At 39.2% G+C, this 15,813-nt stretch carries 17 protein-coding genes; 11 read left to right on the top strand and 6 right to left on the bottom strand.

The features are described 5' to 3' along the window. Positions 1 to 250: 250 nt before the first annotated feature. From guaA to ASF86_RS17215, 7 genes are all read left to right on the top strand, one after another. Positions 251 to 1,819, top strand: a complete 1,569-nt coding sequence (gene guaA, locus ASF86_RS17245) for a glutamine-hydrolyzing GMP synthase (RefSeq protein ID WP_004640513.1) — start codon at positions 251 to 253, stop codon at positions 1,817 to 1,819. A gap of 190 nt (positions 1,820 to 2,009) precedes the next feature. Continuing rightward, positions 2,010 to 2,537, top strand: coding sequence for a PadR family transcriptional regulator (locus ASF86_RS17240; protein ID WP_056483963.1), 528 nt, complete (start codon positions 2,010 to 2,012; stop codon positions 2,535 to 2,537). Between the two features lie 13 nt (positions 2,538 to 2,550). Next, positions 2,551 to 2,940, top strand: a complete 390-nt coding sequence (locus tag ASF86_RS17235) for a Fur family transcriptional regulator (protein ID WP_056483960.1) — start codon at positions 2,551 to 2,553, stop codon at positions 2,938 to 2,940. A 22-nt stretch (positions 2,941 to 2,962) separates the two neighbouring features. Further along, positions 2,963 to 3,268: a DUF3861 domain-containing protein gene (locus tag ASF86_RS17230; RefSeq protein WP_042898427.1), complete on the top strand. Its 306-nt coding sequence runs from the start codon at positions 2,963 to 2,965 to the stop codon at positions 3,266 to 3,268. Between the two features lie 157 nt (positions 3,269 to 3,425). Next, on the top strand, positions 3,426 to 4,373 hold the full coding sequence (locus ASF86_RS17225) for a pirin family protein (RefSeq protein ID WP_056483958.1): 948 nt from the start codon (positions 3,426 to 3,428) through the stop codon (positions 4,371 to 4,373). Continuing rightward, positions 4,370 to 4,777, top strand: a complete 408-nt coding sequence (locus tag ASF86_RS17220; RefSeq protein ID WP_003655574.1) for an OsmC family protein — start codon at positions 4,370 to 4,372, stop codon at positions 4,775 to 4,777. Before ASF86_RS17225 ends, ASF86_RS17220 begins: the two co-directional genes overlap by 4 nt. Before the next feature lie 112 nt (positions 4,778 to 4,889). Beyond that, on the top strand, positions 4,890 to 5,558 hold the full coding sequence (locus ASF86_RS17215) for a glutathione S-transferase family protein (RefSeq protein ID WP_026056168.1): 669 nt from the start codon (positions 4,890 to 4,892) through the stop codon (positions 5,556 to 5,558). A 39-nt stretch (positions 5,559 to 5,597) separates the two neighbouring features. Here the strand turns inward: ASF86_RS17215 and ASF86_RS17210 are convergent, their stop codons facing one another. Continuing rightward, positions 5,598 to 6,212: an SPOR domain-containing protein gene (locus tag ASF86_RS17210; RefSeq protein ID WP_003655571.1), complete on the bottom strand. Its 615-nt coding sequence runs from the start codon at positions 6,210 to 6,212 to the stop codon at positions 5,598 to 5,600. A gap of 156 nt (positions 6,213 to 6,368) precedes the next feature. After that, complete coding sequence (gene argS / locus ASF86_RS17205; RefSeq protein ID WP_056483954.1) at positions 6,369 to 8,159, bottom strand: arginine--tRNA ligase; 1,791 nt, start codon at positions 8,157 to 8,159, stop codon at positions 6,369 to 6,371. Positions 8,160 to 8,655: 496 nt separating this feature from the next. Between argS and ASF86_RS17200 the strand changes: the two genes are divergently transcribed. Beyond that, complete coding sequence (locus ASF86_RS17200; RefSeq protein ID WP_004640531.1) at positions 8,656 to 10,353, top strand: NAD-dependent malic enzyme; 1,698 nt, start codon at positions 8,656 to 8,658, stop codon at positions 10,351 to 10,353. 42 nt (positions 10,354 to 10,395) lie between these two features. Here ASF86_RS17200 and ASF86_RS17195 read toward each other — a convergent pair whose 3' ends face one another. Then, complete coding sequence (locus tag ASF86_RS17195; RefSeq protein ID WP_056483952.1) at positions 10,396 to 11,316, bottom strand: Dyp-type peroxidase; 921 nt, start codon at positions 11,314 to 11,316, stop codon at positions 10,396 to 10,398. Positions 11,317 to 11,475: 159 nt separating this feature from the next. On the opposite strand from ASF86_RS17195, the gene ASF86_RS17190 reads away from it, so the two are divergent. Beyond that, on the top strand, positions 11,476 to 12,102 hold the full coding sequence (locus ASF86_RS17190) for a LysE family transporter (RefSeq protein WP_005037459.1): 627 nt from the start codon (positions 11,476 to 11,478) through the stop codon (positions 12,100 to 12,102). Between the two features lies 1 nt (position 12,103). Here the strand turns inward: ASF86_RS17190 and znuB are convergent, their stop codons facing one another. Genes znuB through ASF86_RS17175 form a run of 3 tightly spaced genes read right to left on the bottom strand, consistent with a single transcriptional unit; the run spans position 12,104 to position 14,175 of the window. After that, positions 12,104 to 12,913: a zinc ABC transporter permease subunit ZnuB gene (znuB, locus tag ASF86_RS17185; RefSeq protein WP_005049046.1), complete on the bottom strand. Its 810-nt coding sequence runs from the start codon at positions 12,911 to 12,913 to the stop codon at positions 12,104 to 12,106. Between the two features lie 3 nt (positions 12,914 to 12,916). Next, positions 12,917 to 13,705: a zinc ABC transporter ATP-binding protein ZnuC gene (znuC, locus tag ASF86_RS17180; protein ID WP_056483949.1), complete on the bottom strand. Its 789-nt coding sequence runs from the start codon at positions 13,703 to 13,705 to the stop codon at positions 12,917 to 12,919. Beyond that, complete coding sequence (locus ASF86_RS17175; protein WP_003655556.1) at positions 13,678 to 14,175, bottom strand: transcriptional repressor; 498 nt, start codon at positions 14,173 to 14,175, stop codon at positions 13,678 to 13,680. The genes znuC and ASF86_RS17175 overlap by 28 nt, the downstream gene beginning before the upstream one ends. Before the next feature lie 127 nt (positions 14,176 to 14,302). Between ASF86_RS17175 and ASF86_RS17170 the strand changes: the two genes are divergently transcribed. Then, positions 14,303 to 15,142, top strand: coding sequence for a metal ABC transporter solute-binding protein, Zn/Mn family (locus ASF86_RS17170; RefSeq protein WP_005037453.1), 840 nt, complete (start codon positions 14,303 to 14,305; stop codon positions 15,140 to 15,142). Positions 15,143 to 15,312: 170 nt separating this feature from the next. Beyond that, positions 15,313 to 15,711: an ATP synthase subunit I gene (locus ASF86_RS17165; RefSeq protein ID WP_003655545.1), complete on the top strand. Its 399-nt coding sequence runs from the start codon at positions 15,313 to 15,315 to the stop codon at positions 15,709 to 15,711. Positions 15,712 to 15,813 lie beyond the last annotated feature (102 nt).

Below are 15,813 nucleotides of genomic sequence, written 5' to 3'. Positions count from 1 at the left end.
CGGGTCATCTTAACATCAAATTCATGGTGATGCTGCATAGAATGTGATGAATTTATCAATACGTGTGAAGTTTTTAAGATTAACTCAGATTATTGATAAATATAACTAAATATTGATTTCTGTCACAGAATCTAGCTATAGAAATGATTCAGAAATGAAAAAAATAAGATATATGATGATTTGCGGTGCGCCGAAGCGTGAAAAATGTTAAAATGGCGCGCTTAATTCTTTTGCCATTTAGTGGTTTGTCATGACTACCAATACTCAAATTACTGAAGATCGTATCCTGATTCTGGATTTCGGCTCTCAATATAGCCAGCTCATTGCACGTCGTGTACGTGAAGCCGGTGTTTACTCTGAAATGTATGCTTTTGATATGTCTGAAGAAGACATTCGCGCTTTTAAGCCAAATGGCATTATTTTGTCAGGTGGACCTGAGAGTGTGCATGAAGAAGGCAGCCCACGTGCACCGCAAGTGGTGTTTGAGTTGGGTGTTCCAGTATTGGGTATTTGCTATGGTTTGCAAACCATGTCTGAACAGTTAGGCGGTAAAGTTGAGCCGGGTACTGTACATGAGTTTGGTTATGCCGAAGTTGATATCGTTAAACGTGACCAACTGATTGGCAACCTACAAGACCGTGAAGACCAACTTCATGTCTGGATGAGTCATGGCGACAAAGTGAGCCAGATTCCAGAAGGTTTTAGCATTACTGCAAGCACGCCAAGTTGTCCAGTTGCTGCTGTAAGTGACGAAACACGCCGTTTCTATGGTGTGCAATTCCACCCAGAAGTAACGCACACGGCAAAAGGTGAAGAATTACTTGCAAATTTTGTTCATAAAATTTGTGGATGTGGTGGCCTTTGGACACCTGAACACATCATTGATTTACGTGTAGAGCAGTTACGTAAGCAAATTGGTGATGAAAAAGTTCTTTTAGGTCTTTCTGGTGGTGTTGACTCATCTGTAGTCGCTGCGCTTTTACACAAAGCAATTGGCGACCAGTTAACATGTGTATTTGTTGATAACGGTTTGCTTCGTTTGAACGAAGGCGACCAAGTAATGCAAATGTTTGCTGAAAACATGGGTATCCGTGTAATTCGTGCAGATGCTGAAGAACGTTTCTTAACTGCATTAGCTGGTGAAGTTGATCCAGAGAAAAAGCGTAAAATCATTGGTCGTGAGTTTATTGAAGTTTTTGCTGAAGAAGCACGTAAACTTGATGGCGTGAAATTCTTAGCACAAGGTACGATTTACCCAGATGTGATTGAATCTGCTGCAAGCAAACAAGGTAAAGCACACGTCATTAAATCTCACCACAATGTGGGTGGTTTACCAGACGATTTAGAATTTGAATTGGTTGAGCCTTTACGTGACTTGTTTAAAGATGAAGTACGTAAATTAGGTACAACACTTGGCTTGCCACACAGCATGATTTACCGTCACCCATTCCCAGGGCCAGGTTTAGGTGTTCGTATTTTGGGTGAAGTGAAAAAAGAATATGCGGATATTCTTCGTCTTGCTGATGACATCTTTATGCAAGAGCTTCGTGACAGCGGCTGGTATGACAAAACAGCTCAAGCATTTGCCGTGTTCCAACCTGTTAAGTCAGTTGGTGTAGTAGGTGATGGCCGTCGTTATGCATGGGTTATTGCACTTCGCGCAGTTGAAACAGTTGACTTTATGACAGCTCGTTTTGCACATTTACCATACGAATTAGTTGATAAAATCTCAACGCGTATTATGAATGAAATTAAAGATGTATCACGTGTTGTATACGACGTGTCATCTAAACCACCAGCAACGATTGAGTGGGAATAATTTTCCTCTGCTTGTTGGTAAAGAAAAGGACGCATTAGCGTCCTTTTTTATTACTTAAATTTTAACGATTAAAATTAATTTTAATAAATATCAAAACAATAGATCTAATCTTATTACTTACGCTTGATAAAAGATATATTAAGATATATCTTAACAAACATAAATTAAACATATTAGAGAAACTTTAAAGATGAGACAGCAATCAGAACATCATCATGATGAACACAATGAGCATCATCGCAGCCATCACCGTTCAGGGCGTCGTGGGAGACTTTTTGAAGCGGGCAGAATGAAACTTTTAGTACTTCATCTTATTCAGCAAAGCCCAAAGCATGGCTATGAAATTATTAAAGAAATAAGTGATTTGGTGGGTGATGGCTATACGCCAAGTGCAGGAACCATTTATCCAACATTAACCAGTCTGGAAGAAATGAATTTCATTATCTTGTTAGACGTGGAACGTAAGCAGTATCAAATCACAGAGTTGGGTAAGACTTACTTAACCGAACAACAAGACAAGCTGACTGAGCTATTAGAAAAATTACGACTTAGACGTGAAATTCACAGTAATGATGAATTAATTGAAATTCACCGTGCGATGGAAAACCTAAAAACAGCCTTACGTTTGAAGTTGAACTCGGCGAGTTTACAGCAAGAGCAGATTTATCAAATTGCTGAAAAAATTGATCAAGCTGCGGTTGCAATTGGGCGATTATAAGTTGGAAATAGAAATGTTAGAGCTACAGCATAAAATCAAAGAAACGGGCCTAAAAGTCACTCATCCAAGACTTGCTGTTTTGTCTTTAATTCAACAGCAAGCAGAAGATCTAACTGTCAAACAGATTTACCAAAAGTTATATGCCCAAAAACAGAAATTAAGTTTAGCCACAGTTTATCGGGTAGTGAACGACTTGGCGGGAGTGGGTTTAATTTCAAATCGTCAGCCACAACGAGATGAAGCTAAATTTAACTTACCAACAGTCGAGAATAATCAATTATTGCAAATTCGCTGTACAGATCTAACGGCCGCTAAACAAGAGCAATTTTTAGCTTCTTTAAAAACTGTATTTAGCCAGTTTGAAGTCAATCTTATGCAGGTTGAAATCATCAAAAGTCATTAAATTTTTAATAGAGAATTTATATATGAAACAACATCAATATCATGTCACTGTACAACATTTAAAGAATGCAAAAGGAGAGGCCTCTACATATACCGAGCGTCTTGAGTTTTATGCGGGTAATCATGACGATATCTTTGAAATTGTGGAGCGCTTAAAAAAAGCAGATTTTTTTGATGATGAAACTACAAAATCTTTTGGGGTTGGACTAAAACTTTTTAGTGAAGTTATGTTGGAAAATCGAGACCACCCTCTATTTCAAGAGTTTTTCCCACAATTTGGATTGTTCATGAAAAATCTAAAACAACTCGTTAAAACACAATCATCGTAAGCTGTATCATGCAGCTTTAATTTTTCTATAATTAAAAATGGATTGTCTCATTCATAACACCCTGTGTATTACTAAAAGACTATATTGAATAATGAGTGTATTGTTAAGATCACTATAACAACTCATTGCAAAAGCATAGGTAAAAGAGAGTAATATCATGAGCAATAATAATGATTACGATATTTCTGATTCAAACGATTGCGAAAAATTTGCCAATCAGTTTATTCAGGAATTTCCAATTCGCTCTGCTGAAATTGGACAGGGGACAGTGATTAAGCGGGCTTTACCTAGCCGACAAAAGCGAATGATTGGTGCGTGGTGTTTTCTAGATCATGCAGGCCCAGTGTCTTTTCCTGCAGGAGACGGTCTGGATGTTGGCCCTCATCCTCATATTGGTTTGCAAACCTTCACTTGGATGATTGAAGGAACCATGATGCATACCGATAGTTTAGGTTCAAAACAACTGATTCGTCCTAAGCAAGTTAACTTGATGACAGCAGGTCGCGGCATTTCGCATACAGAAGTTGCACCTGATACTGAAACTCAAATGCACGCTGCTCAGCTCTGGATTGCTTTGCCTGACCATAAGCGCAATATGGATCCGAAATTTGAACATTATCCAGAGTTGCCGGTTGTTGAAAAGGACGGTCTAGAATTTACTGTTCTTGTGGGCGAATATCTGGCAACTACTTCTCCAGTAGTGGTACATACGCCTTTAGTGGGTGTCGATTTAATTGCTACCGAAGATACGAAAACCCGTATTCCATTAAATCCTAATTATGAATATGGTTTTATGGCATTAGAAGGTATTGCCCATGTGAATGGTCATGAGTTAACTGCTGATAACATGGTTGTTTTGGATACTGGACTAAGTGAAATTGAGATTGAAGTAAAAAAAGGCAATCGTGTTCTTTTAATTGGTGGTGAACCGTTTGAAACGCCGATTTTGCTCTGGTGGAATTTTGTTGCGCGTACAATGGATGATTTAAAAGAAGCTCGTGAGCAATGGATTAATCATGATGCGCGTTTTGGTGAAATCCCAGATTATGTTGGTGCACGCTTAGAAGCCCCTGTTCTTCCAGATCAAATGAGAGCATCAAAATGACAGCAGTAATCGCAAGTAGTAAAGCAAAGCCCCTTGCCGAGCAATGGAAGGGTGAGATTACCAGTGGTCGCCATCAGTATTTTTGTGATGAGCCTGAAAAGCTAGAAGGGCAAGATCAAGGCCCAGCGCCTTATGATTTGCTTACTGGAAGTTTGGCAGCTTGTACACTCATTACTTTAAGAATGTATGCGAAGCATAAAGGTTATGACTTTGGTGAGTTCTCAGTTGAAATTGATTTTCATACCAATAGAGAGCATGAAGAACATATTGAGCGTCGTATTGTTTTTAAAGACTTACCAGATGAAGAGCTCCAACAAAAAATCTTAGTGGTATGTAGTAAAACTCCGGTCACTAAAACTTTGTTACGTAGTTTAGACATTCATACTGTGCTTGTTACAGTGTAAAAATGCTATTTTGTGGAGGTGGATGATTTTATATCCATCCCACAAATGGAATAAAACAGCATGTTCACATGCTGTTTTTTATGTAAAAAGAAAAATAAAAGCAGGCAATAACATGATTAGTTTACACCACCTGGAATGTTCGCGATCATTTCGAATTTTATGGGCTTTAGAAGAATTAGGCTTAGATTATGATATTCATTATTATCAGCGCCTACCTAACTATTCCGCTCCAGAAACATTGAAATGTATTCATCCTTTGGGTAAGGCTCCAATTCTGACAGATGATGAGCAAGTCATCGCAGAATCTGCTGTGATCTTGGAATATCTACAGCAACGTTATGATCAGAATCAACAATTTAAACCTACACAGCCCCAAGATTTACAGCAGTATATTTATTGGATGCACTATGCAGAAGGCTCACTCATGCCACTCTTAGTCATGACTTTGGTCATGAATAGTGTAAATAAGCATGTGCCGTGGTTAATTCAACCAGTAGCAAAAAAAATCACGGAAGGGGTGAAGGCAAATTTTGTCCGCCCACGTATGAAAGATCATATTAGTTTTTTAGAAAACTATTTGGCAGAGCATGAATATTTTGCAGGCGACTTTTCATTTGCGGATATTCAAATGAGTTTTCCTTTAGAAGCCTTGCAATCACGCTTGCAAGGGAAATACCCTAATATTCAGGCTTTTTTACATCGTATTCGGCGAAGGGTAGCGTTTCAAAAAGCGAAAAAAAAGGGAATTGGTTCTAATGAAAGGAATTGTGCTGATATTTAAAAGAAAAGGAACAAATATTTGTTCCTTTTTATTTTCACTTTACTTTCGTTTGATCACGATAGAGTCAATGCCGCTGTGTTGTAAAGTCTGTTGAGCAGCCAATGCAGCATCTTGGGTGTCATAAGGTCCTGAAATAACACGGTACCATATTTGCCCATTTTCAGTACTCTTAACTACATCTGCAGATAAGCCATTTAAAATGATTTCTGCACGGCGAGCATCAGCTTGATCTGGGTCATTATAGCTGCGAACCTGTAAAATATAAGTAGGTTGCTGAGGAGCGGTGGCTGATGGATTCGTATCAATTCCTGCACTTTCTGAAGCAGCTGGTTGAGTTGCACTTGGTGCCTCAACAATCATGGCTGTGCCTTGATTTTTGCTTTCAGGAATCGCTTGTTCCGGAATAGGAGTTACTTGCTGTTGGGGTAGTAGATCGTAGAAACGATAGTCTTTATTGGTATCTTCTTCTTGATAATGTTCAGAAGTAATCTGATTTTTTGCGGGAACAGGTTGCCAAGGTTTCCAAAGCATAAGCATTACAGCGATACATAAGACCGCCAAAATAGCGACAAGTGTCCCTAACCATTTGGGAATTAGGGGCTTTTTAGGCTTGTTAGGTCTTTCAGATACACCGCGTTGCGTTTTGCCAAACACGTGGATTATTCCTCTGTATTTTGATTGTTTTAATTCGAGTTTGATTCTCGTATTACGATGCTAAAAACAGTGGCTTGTATAAGCTATTTTAACTCTACAAACCACTGCTTACTATATGTTGCATGACCTTTATTTTACTGCCATGCAATATAATTTTTACATAGAGTCTGGTGCAGATACACCAAGTAATTCTAAACCATTATGCAACACTTGTTGTACATTGATTGAAAGCAATAAACGTGCTTGTGTAAGCTCAGCATCATCGCTTAATACTTTATGTTCATTGTACCAAGCGTGGAACAAGGCAGCTAATTCTTTTAAGTAGTTACCCACCTGATGTGGTTCATACGCATTTGCAGCACGCAACACTGCATCTGGATAAGCTGCCAGTTTAGCAAGAATCTCAGTTTCAGCATCAAGAGATAGGCGAGTAGCATGTGTACGTGCAGCGTTTACATCGAATTGTAAGCCTGTGCTTAATGCTTTTTCTAACATACGGCAAATACGTGCATGTGCATATTGAATGTAATACACAGCATTGTCTTTACTTTGTGACACAGCAAGGTCAAGGTCGAAGTCAATGTGTTGTTCACTCTTACGCATCACGTAGTAGAAACGAGCTGCGTCGTTGCCCACTTCTTTACGCAAGTCACGTAAAGTCACGAACTGACCTGAACGAGATGACATTTGAACCATCTCTCCGCCACGCCATAAACTTACAAACTGAACCAAAAGCACAGTCAATTTTTTAGAGTCGTAACCCATTGCATCAATTGCCGCTTTTACGCGAGAAATATAGCCGTGGTGATCAGAACCCCAGATATCAATCAGGTCGGTATAACCACGTTGTAATTTATTTAAGTGGTAAGCAATGTCTGATGCAAAGTAGGTGGTTTGACCGTTACGACGTTTAACAACACGGTCTTTTTCATCGCCAAATTCAGTCGATTTAAACCAGATGTTGCCATCTTTTTCATAAAGGAAGCCACGTTGATCAAGTGTTTCTAAAGCTTCGTCAATTTTTGCGCTAAGAGATGCTTCACTAAACCATTGGTTGAACGTTACACCAAAGTCAGCAAGGTCATCTTTAATATCATCTAAAATGGCATGAAGAGCAGCTTGATGGAATACGCGGTAGCCTTCACCTAGTAATTGTTGAGAGTTGGCAATAAGACCATCAATATGTTTTTCTTTGTCGCCAGATAAAACGACTTTATTGCCGTCGCTATCTAGTTCTTCAGCATACTGTACATCTTCTGGCACATCTTTATAAACATCAGCCACTTCACGAAGATATGCATCGCCATCTTTATCAATAATAGTCTGTGCTATTTCTTTAACGTAATCGCCTTGATAAGCATTTTTTGGAAATACAAGGTTTTGACCTAGTAATTCTAAATAACGTAAATAAGTAGAAGTCGCCAAAATATCCATTTGACGGCCAGCATCATTCACATAGTATTCGCGGTCAACTTTAGCACCTGTTGCTTCAAGTAACGTAGCAACAGTCATACCATATGCAGCACCACGACCATGTCCTACATGTAGACTAGACGTTGGGTTTGCAGAAACGAATTCGACTTGAATCTTTTTCGCTGCATTTGCCTGACTGCGACCAAAAAATTCTTTTTGTGCTTGAATTTGGTCAAGAATAGCAAAGCGCTGGTCTGCATTTAAAAAGAAGTTAATAAAACCAGGTCCTGCGATTTCAGCTTTGCTGATATCTGCAACTTCTGGTAATGCAGCTAGAACTTTCTCAGCTAAATCACGTGGTTTCATACCAGCAGCTTTCGAGCCGATCATGGCAATATTAGAAGCAAAGTCGCCATGGCTTCGGTCTTTGGTGCGTGTTAAGTTGCTTGTGTTATTCCAGTCGGAAGGAAGCACCCCTTCTTGTTGAAGAGTTTGCACTGCATGGTCGAGAGCTGCTTGTATTGCCGTATTCATATCAATCGAAAATAGATGTCGCAGAAAAACGTCAAATATAGCAAATTTCCTATGAGTTAGGGGAGTGGATTTGATATTCCAGTAATTCTTTTTGTGCAATTTACTGAGGATTATTTTTTAAATGAATATTGCAGGGTGAATCACTTCACTATTCTAAAAACAAACAAATACAAGCCTTCTAAGAGGTTTTAAAAAGTAGATTAGCTTTTAATCTCACCATTATTTATTATAAAAATGGCTATGTAAGTAAAAATATATATTAAAAGCTTTTGAAATTAGATAAATAAAAGAATTTTTTAAAAATATAAAATTATTAAAGTGTTGATATTTATTAATTATTTTTAAACATGTTTTAACTAAATAGTCTTTAATTTTAACATCACAGTTTAAAATATCTATTTTGAACGAATTAGGCTTAAGCTTATACGCACAAAGAGTTTTAGAGACCATACAAAACGTGTTTTTCTCTACTCTAAGCTGGAAAATGAGATAGGCAATGATATCAGGACACCCAAGTAAACATCCCCTTTATATCCCATATGCAGGTTTTACACTTTTAGAGTTACCACTTTTAAATAAAGGTTCGGCTTTCACTGAAGAAGAAAGAAGTAACTTTAACTTACACGGTTTACTCCCCCATATTATTGAAACTATTGAAGAGCAAAGCCAGCGCTCTTATCAGCAATATTGCGCTTTCACTGATGATATTAATCGACATATCTATTTGCGTAATATCCAAGATACCAACGAAACCTTGTTCTATCATTTAATCGAAAATCATCTCGAAGAAATGATGCCGATTATTTATACCCCAACCGTAGGTGAGGCATGTCAGCGTTTCTCTGATATCTATCGTCGTCACCGCGGTATCTTCATTTCATATCCAGATCGTGATGTGATTGATGATATTTTGCAAAACGTAAATAAAAACAATGTAAAAGTTATCGTCATTACAGATGGTGAACGTATTTTAGGTCTTGGTGATCAAGGTATTGGTGGAATGGGAATCCCGATTGGGAAACTTTCACTCTATACGGCTTGTGGTGGTATTAGCCCAGCCTATACATTGCCAATCACAATTGATGTTGGTACGAATAATCCACAATTGTTAAATGATCCGATCTATATGGGTTGGCGTCAGCCACGTATTAGTGGCGATGAATATTATGCATTTGTAGATATGGTGATTGAAGCTGTGAAGCGTCGTTGGCCAAAAGCATTAATTCAGTTTGAAGATTTTGCACAAAAAAATGCGATGCCACTTTTAGAAAAATATCGCGATAAAATTTGCTGTTTTAACGATGATATTCAAGGAACAGCAGCGGTATCGGTTGGTAGCTTGATTGCTGCGAGTCGTGCAGCGGGCAAGCAATTAAAAGATCAAAAAATTGCGTTTTTAGGTGCGGGTTCGGCAGGTTGTGGTATTGCAGAACAAATTGTTGCACAAATGATTGCAGAAGGTTTAACTGATGCAGAAGCACGTGCTCGCGTTTATATGGTAGACCGTTTTGGTTTGATCACTGAGAATCAACCAAACTTGCTCGACTTCCAGCGTAAGTTGGCACAAAAAGCTGAGGTGGTTGATCAGTGGGGCAATATCGAAGAAGTTATTTCACTACTCGATGTTGTTAAAAATGCTAAGCCTACAGTGTTAATTGGTGTTTCTGGACAGCCTGGCTTGTTCACAGAAGAAATTATTAGGACTTTGGCAGCAAATTGTGAACGACCAATTGTAATGCCATTATCTAATCCGACTTCACGTGTTGAAGCTGTACCTGCTGATATTGTGGAGTGGACTGAAGGTAAAGCATTAATTGCAACAGGTAGTCCGTTTGCTCCTGTGAATCATCACGGCAAACTTTACAATATTTCGCAGTGTAATAACTCGTACATTTTCCCAGGCATTGGTTTGGGGGTGGTGGCATCGGGTGCTAAGCGTGTTACAGAAAATATGTTAATGGCATCAAGTAGTGCTTTAGCAAATTGCTCTCCATTGCTTAAAGATCCACAAGCTGATTTATTACCGCCATTGGGTGAGATTCAACAAGTTTCTAAAGTTATTGCGTTCGAAGTTGCAAAAGCTGCTATGGCTGATGGCGTTGCTGTAACAATTAGTGATGATTTGTTGAAACAGAAAATTGATCAGTCGTTCTGGAAACCTGAATACCGCAAATATAAGCGTATTCCTTTCTAAGAATGAGAATAAAAAAGAGGAGCTTAAACTCCTCTTTTTATTTTAATCTTCTAAAATTTCTTCTAGCAACTCTTCACTAGGTGCAAAATAATAAGCACCATCAAGTGGGGTCACGAAATGCAATAAACGGTCGTGAATACCATCTCCACTTGTACCGAACATACGCTTTAACATGGCATCAATAATAGTGAGATCTTTAGTATAGGCAATAAAAAATAGGCCTTGATCACCTCGACCATCTCCATAAGGTAGGCTATGACGTAGAATTTCCATTTCTTCGCCTTCATCATCTTCAACAACAGTACGGGCAACATGGGCGTTTTCTGGTTTAACGTCATCATCTAATTCAATAGATTCAAGTTTTGTGCGGCCCATAACATTTTCTTGCGCATCAACTTTCAATTTTTTCCATTTTTCTAAATCATGGGCATAGCGCTGCGCAAAAATGAAGCTGCCATCTGCAAATACCCCAGTGCTTTCTGGTAAGAGCGCTGTTTCAGCTCGGTCATCTGGAAATTGAGGGTTTTCGGTTCCGTCTATGAAGCCGGTCATATCTCGGCCATCGAAATAACGGAAGCATACACGCTCATCAAGAACCTCAACTTTATCTTGAATACCTTCAAAAAATGCTTGGCTCAATGCAAAACAAATATCAGAGCGCATGCTGGCAATATGAATGAGAACATCAGCTGGTACAACGGGCATGTTGAATGCACCTTGTTCAGGCGCAAGTTGCTTAAAGCCTATAGGAGTTTGCGAATATAGCTGTTCCCATAATTCAGGACCAAAAGCGACTGCTGTTTTAATTTGAGCATCTGAATGTTGGGTAATAAGGCGGTCACGTGCTTCAAATAAAGCATTAAGTTGGTTTTTTAATTCATCAATAGTTAAGTCTTTTAAACGAAGAACAATAAAGCGTGCATGGTCTGATGGCAACGGCAAAATGACAGATTGAGCACTCATTGGAAGGAATCTCCTCGATTATAATTTGATATGAGTTTTAATTATTGTGCCTGATGCGCAGAGCTGTTAGTAGTCTATTTCTTGATTTTATTGTTTGAATTCTCATCAAGATAGTTTTATAAAACAGTATAATTCCACTTTTATAGTTTATTTTTCGCTATGTCTCTGCAAGTTTGGTTTGCTTATATGTTGGCCTGTTGGGTAATTAGTATCTCACCAGGTGCGGGAGCAATTGCTTCAATGTCGAGTGGTTTAAACTATGGCTTTAGACATGGTTATTGGAATGCAATCGGTTTACAAATTGCTTTGCTACTTCAAATTATGGTGGTGGCAGCGGGTGTTGGAGTTTTATTTGCAACGACACCTTTGGCTTTTCAGTTTGTGAAATGGTTTGGTGTGATTTACTTGTTATATCTTGCTTATTTACAGTGGACAGCACCTATAAAAGATATAGAAATTCAACAAGAAAAAAGAGATAAATCTGTATTTGCGCTATTGCTAAATGGCTTTGTGGTCAATATTAGTAATCCCAAAGCGATTGTATTTCTATTGGCTGTGCTGCCGCAGTTTTTAGATTTGAGTAAACCTCAATGGATACAGTACCTGATTATGGCTGTGACTATGATTAGTATTGATTTGGTTGTCATGGCTGGATATACAGGGCTGGCATCAAAGGTTCTAAGATTACTTCGTTCCCCTAAACAGCAAAAATATTTGAATAGGGGGTTTGCTGTTATGTTTAGCTGTGCGGCTTTATTATTAAGTACAGTTCATCAGGCGTCCTAATTCAGGCCGCCTGTGTTTGATTTTTTAGCTTTTGAGTTATAAAAATAATGGCAAAAGTTAACGCCATACATAAAACAATACTCAAGCCTGTAGAGATATTCAGTGCTGCGCTTGACCATAATCCAACACTAACCCCAAGCTGGGCTAACACAAAAGCCCAAATAACCATTTGCTTTGGCGAGTTTGCCAGTAAGCGAGCGCTTAAAGCAGGTATTACAAGTAATGCACCCATAAGTAAAGAACCTACAGCACGCAAAGCTAAGACAGTAAATAAAGCCAATAAAAGCATGAAAATAAGACGTTGCCAGTTCGCACTAACACCTTCACTGACTGCAATGTCTGGATCAATTGCAAACTGAATTTGAGGTTGCCAAAAGCGGTAAAGAATTACGAGTGATATCGCAATAACTAGAGTGAAAACAGGTAAGTCAGGCCAATCAATACTGAGTAAATCACCAAATAAGTAACTCAAAAGCTCAGGTCTTAAACTTGGAACATGTTGAATAAACAATAAACCACTACACAGTAATGTCGCTGAGCATAAGGCTAAGAGAGCATCATTGGGTAAGCGATTGTCATGGAGCGCCCATAAAATTGCGACTAATAAAATGGCAGTGCCTGCAACACCAAGCCAAAGAGGAAGACTTAAAGCACCTGCGATAGCGACCCCAAGTAGAGTGCCGTGTGCCATGGTGTCAGCGAAAAAAGACATCCGTCTCCAAAGCATTAGACAACCAAGAGGTGCAGTCAAAAACACCAGCAAGGTTCCCATAATCCATGCGGGCAACAATAATTGTAACCATTCCATCATGGCTTAAGCTTCCGGTTCTGGGTGGATGTGAGGGCGGTCATTATGAGGGCAGGGGTGTGCAGCATCACCGTGAGCACAATGATCATGATGATGTTGATAGAAAACCCGTTGAGTTCCAAATATTGCCTGATATTCAGGATGTTGTTGAATGTTCTCGGGTAGTCCACTACAGCAAATATGTTTATTTAAACACACCACACGGTGTGTTCCTTCCATCACCCATTGTAAGTCATGGGAAACAATTAAAATTGCACAGCTATATCTTTCCGGCAAACTGCGGACATACTCATAAAGTTCAGCTTCTGACTGAATATCTAAGCCTTGCATCGGTTCATCAAGAACTAAAATATCTGGCTGGCGAAGTAAGGCACGCGCTAGTAGTACCCGTTGGCGTTCTCCACCAGAAAGTTGTTGTACTTTTGATTGTTGTAACTTGGAAATGCCTGTGTCTTGAATAATTTCCTGACGCAGGGCAGGGTTGCATTTTTCTAAATCAAGTAAATCCTGAACACGTAAAGGTAGGCTGTGTGAAGGATTGAACTTTTGTGGCACATAAGCCATTTTAAGTTTTTTATGATGGATAACTCGACCACCACTCGGCTGGAGAATACCGAGTAGAACTTTAATAAGTGTTGATTTACCTGCACCATTGGGACCAATCAAAGACACAATTTCATTTTGATGTAGAGCAAAATCAACTTTTTTTAAAATATCCCGATCATCGCGATGAACAGAAACCTGCTCAAGCTGAATTAATACAGGATTTAAGGAGTTGTGCGGCACTGTTGGCATTTCCCCGAAATTTCAATAATGCTGTGTTGAGCCACGAACTCATCTGACGCTGCAAGTTGGTCAAGCTGATGAGTTAAACCTTGAGAAGAGGCTTCTTTAACCATGTGGCATTCGGTACAAATCAAGAATGCTGCTTGATGGCCTTCACGAGGGTGGCAACAGGGAATATAGGCATTAATAGAAGTTAGGCGATGGATCAAACCCTTTTCTAATAAAAAATCTAAAGTTCTATATACAGTTGGAGGAGCAGCCGGGCGATCAGTTTGACTTTTTATACGTGCGAGTAAGTCATATGCACCCATTGGACCTGAAGCGTTTAAAATGAGTTCCAAAACTTCTTTGCGCAAAGGCGTAAGTCGTGCGCCAGTCGCAGAACATAAATTTTCTGCTTCAGCTAAACGGTTTGCGACATTATGGTGATCATGCACACCATGCAAAGAATCATGATGTTCATGCGAGCAGGAACTCATAGAAATAACCTCGAATTTTTAACGGAATATTAGCATGAAGCGATGCTTCATTCGATTAATCTTAGGTATTTTTGTAACTTTGTTATATTATAACATGCTTCGAGCTAATTTAAATTGATGGTCTAGCATGTTCCGTTTTTTTGTTTTCAGTATGTTCTCGCTTTTGAGTACGTTAGGGTGGAGTCAGGGTTTGGTGGTTTCTACACACCCGATTTATCTGATTGCAAAAGAAATCACTCAGGGTGTTGAAGAACCTCAGCTTTTGCTTAAAGGTCAGACAGGTCATGACGTACAGTTGACACCGGCTCACCGTAAAGCAATTAATGATGCATCTTTAGTGATCTGGTTGGGTAAGGCTCATGAAGCACCTCTAAATAAATTGTTAGGTAATAATAAGAAAGCGATTGCCTTATTAGATAGTGGCATAGTTTCTGTTTTACCCCTGCGTAGTACACGCGGTGTGGCTTTACCTAATACAGTAGACACCCATGTGTGGTTAGAACCAAACAACGCAGTTCGAATCGGTTTCTTTATTGCTGCTTTACGTTCTCAGCAGCATCCTGAAAATAAGGCTAAATATTGGAATAATGCCAATATGTTTGCCCGTAAGATGTTTCAGGCTGCACAAGTTTACGACAGTACAAGTAATGGTAAGCCATATTGGTCATATCATGATGCCTATCAATATTTAGAGCGCTCGTTAAACTTAAAGTTCGCAGGTGCTTTGACGGATGATCCGCATGTTGCACCAACAGCGGCTCAAATTAAGTATCTTAATGATAATCGACCGAAAAATCAGATGTGTTTGCTCGCAGAAAGTTTTACGACTAAAAGTCAGTATCAAAAATTAGGTAACATTACTTTTCAGCCAGTAGACGAGAGCATGAATAACGAGGATGATTTCGTCACTGCATGGAAGAAACTGGCTATAAAAACAGATAAATGTGTATTAAGTACGCAAAAGTAAGATAAAAAATAAACAAAGGCTGACTGTAGCGTCAGCACCACCGGTCATGAAAAACCCCGACTAAAGTCGGGAAAAGATTGCATGTTCAGGGGTGTAACTCTATAATGCCTGCGATTAAAAGCGATCATCAGCTAAACTTGTCAAGCATTTATGCTGTGAGTGGATAAATAATGAGCCGAACTAGTCGCTTGATTGACCGACGATTAGCAAAAGCTTTGGTCTTCTTACAAGCATGTATGATCCCTGTTTCCGCCCTCGTGGCGTGGAGCATAAAAGACATGACAGCAGCATTAAGTGCGGCACTTGGTGCACTGGTTTGCTGGCTTGCTATGAGTTATTTCTCATGGCAATCCTTCAGAACAGCAGGTGCGAGAGCATCAAAACAAGTGCTGTCTAACATGTATAGGGGCATGTTAGGCAAATTTGCAATCATGATCGTTGGATTTATTTTGATTTTGAGCAATGTTAAACCTTTATCACCGTTAGCATTGCTGTTTGGTTTTATTCTCGTTCAGGCAATGTCGTGGGTCGCTCCATTTTGGGTGTCACGTCTAGAAAAACGGGTATAGAAACAAGAAGAATTGAAGATTTTTTGGAGGGTGGCGAGATATCGACAGTACGCCGATGTTCGTAACCCTTCTTTTTAGTAATTGACATTGACCAGGTGTGAT

This window comes from Acinetobacter sp. Leaf130, assembly GCF_001423205.1.
GTDB lineage: Bacteria > Pseudomonadota > Gammaproteobacteria > Pseudomonadales > Moraxellaceae > Acinetobacter > Acinetobacter calcoaceticus.
The sequence above is the reverse complement of the archived record's forward strand: the minus strand, read 5'-3'. Positions and strand labels throughout refer to the sequence as shown.